The organism is Novipirellula herctigrandis, assembly GCA_007859835.1.
In the GTDB taxonomy this organism is placed as follows: Bacteria; Planctomycetota; Planctomycetia; order Pirellulales; family Pirellulaceae; genus Novipirellula_A; species Novipirellula_A herctigrandis.
The window spans coordinates 1-2,284 of the sequence record SJPJ01000004.1; the positions used below are offsets into that span (position 1 = coordinate 1).

Sequence of the window (2,284 nt, forward strand, 5' to 3'; positions counted from 1 at the left end):
AACGACGCGGCGAGTCAATTCGCAATCGTCGTGGACACTAATGTTCCTAAACCGACGATCACAGGTCCTGCCAGCCCAACCAGCAGCGATCCGCTTACAGTGACGATCGACTTTGGTGAATCGGTCAGCGGTTTCGTGATCGGCGACGTCACCGTGGGCGGCGGGACGGCCAGCAATCTGGTCGACAACGGCAACGGTAGCTTCACTGCCACGATCGACGCTGCGGCGGATGGAGTGGTGACAGTGGATGTAGGGGCTAGCGTTGCGGTAGATGAGGCGAGCAACAGCAGCAACGCGGCGAGTCAATTTTCGACCGTGGTGGACTCTATGGCGCCCGCACCAACAATCACTGGTCCGGCCGGCCCAACAAACAGCGATCCGTTTATCGTGACGATCGACTTTGGGGAACCGGTTTCTGGGTTTGTGATTGGTGACGTCACCGTTGAAGGTGGAACGGCAAGCAATTTGGTTGACAATGGAAACGGATCATTCACTGCGTCGATCGATGCGACAGCAGACGGATTGTTGACAGTGGATGTGGCGTCGAACGTCGTGATTGATGACGCTGGCAATTCCAACATCGCGGCGACTCAGTTTTCGGTCGTTGTGGACACAAGCGTCCCTGCGACCACGGTCACAGGTCCGGCCAGCCCAACCAGCAGCGATCCGTTTACCGTGACGATTGACTTTGGCGAAGTAGTCAAAGGTTTCGTGATCGGCGACGTCACCGTGGGCGGGGGAACCGCCAGCAATCTGGTCTATAAGGGCAACGGTAGATATACGGCGACGATTGATGCAACGACCGACGGAACTGTCACCATTGACATTGCCGCGAATGTCGCGACGGATTCAGCCAGCAATCCAAACACGTCTGCTGTTCAGTACTCGACGATCATCGACACGACGGCACCAAAGCCAATGATCAGCGGTCCGTCCACTCCCACTAACGCGGATCCGTTCAACGTCACGATTGATTTCGGTGAGACCGTGCTAGGATTCACTGCGGGCGATATCGCCGTTAGCGGCGGCAGCGTCACCAATCTGACCGATAACGCCAACGGCAGCTTCACGGCCACGATCGATGCCAGCGCCGACGGTACTGTTACAGTAAACGTGGCCGCCGATGTCGCTGACGATGCTGCGGGCAACGCAAACCTTGCGGCGGCTGAGTACTCGGTCAGACTCGATACCGAAGCACTTGTGCCGATCATCATGGGACTGGCAAGTCCAACAAACCAAAGCTCGTTTGATCTCGATATCGATTTTGGCGAAACGGTCAACGGCTTTGCATTGACTGACGTTACGGTCGCTGGTGGTACGGCCAGCAATTTAGTTGTCGGCGGGAACGGGCTATTCACGATGACGATCAGCGCGGCCAGCGATGGTTTGCTGACGGTTGACATTGCGGCCGGTATCGCGTTTGACACGGCGGGAAATCCAAACTTTGCCGCGACACAGTATGCTGTCACGGTCGACACGGCAACGCCGACGCCGACGATTACCGGTCCAGGCATCCCAACAAGCAGTGACCCGTTCTCCGTGTCGATCGACTTTGGGGAATCAGTCAGCGGATTCGAAATTGGCGACATCACCGTTGGCGGCGGAACGGCCAGTAACTTGATCGACAATGGCAACGGCAATTTCGCCGCGACAATCAATGCGTCAGCAGACGGTGCGGTGACAGTCGGCGTTGCTACCAATGTTGCGGTAGATGACGCAGGCAATCCCAATGTCGCCGCGACTCAGTTTTCTGTCGCTGTGGACACAACCGCCCCCGCGCCAACGATCACAGGTCCTGCCAGCCCAACGAGCAACGATCCGTTTACGGTGTCGATCGATTTTGGGGAAACGGTCAGCGGGTTCGTGATCGGCGACGTAACCGTGGGTGGCGGAAATGCCAGCAATTTGGTCGACAACGGCAACGGAAAATACACCGCGACGATCGATGCGACAACAGACAGAGTGGTAACGGTCAACGTTGCTGCCAATGTCGCCGCGGATATCGCTGGCAATCCCAACGGCGCGGCGACCCAATTCTCGATTGTTGTGGACACAAACGTCCCTACACCGACGATCACAGGTCCTGCCAGCCCAACCAGCAGCGATCCGTTTTCTGTGATCATCGACTTTGGTGAAACGGTCAACGGGTTCATGATCGGTGACGTCACGGTTGGTGGTGGAACCGCCAGCAACTTAGTCGACAATGGCAACGGTAGCTTCACTGCGACGATCGACGCGATAACGGATGGAGTGGTGACCGTGGATGTAGGGGCCAATGTTGCGG

At 57.1% G+C, this 2,284-nt stretch carries 1 protein-coding gene; it reads left to right on the forward strand.

Annotated features, from left to right (window positions below; all coding sequences use genetic code 11):
* On the forward strand, window positions 1–2,284 hold a 2,284-nt coding region (locus CA13_RS36075), incomplete at both ends, for a beta strand repeat-containing protein (RefSeq protein WP_419195342.1).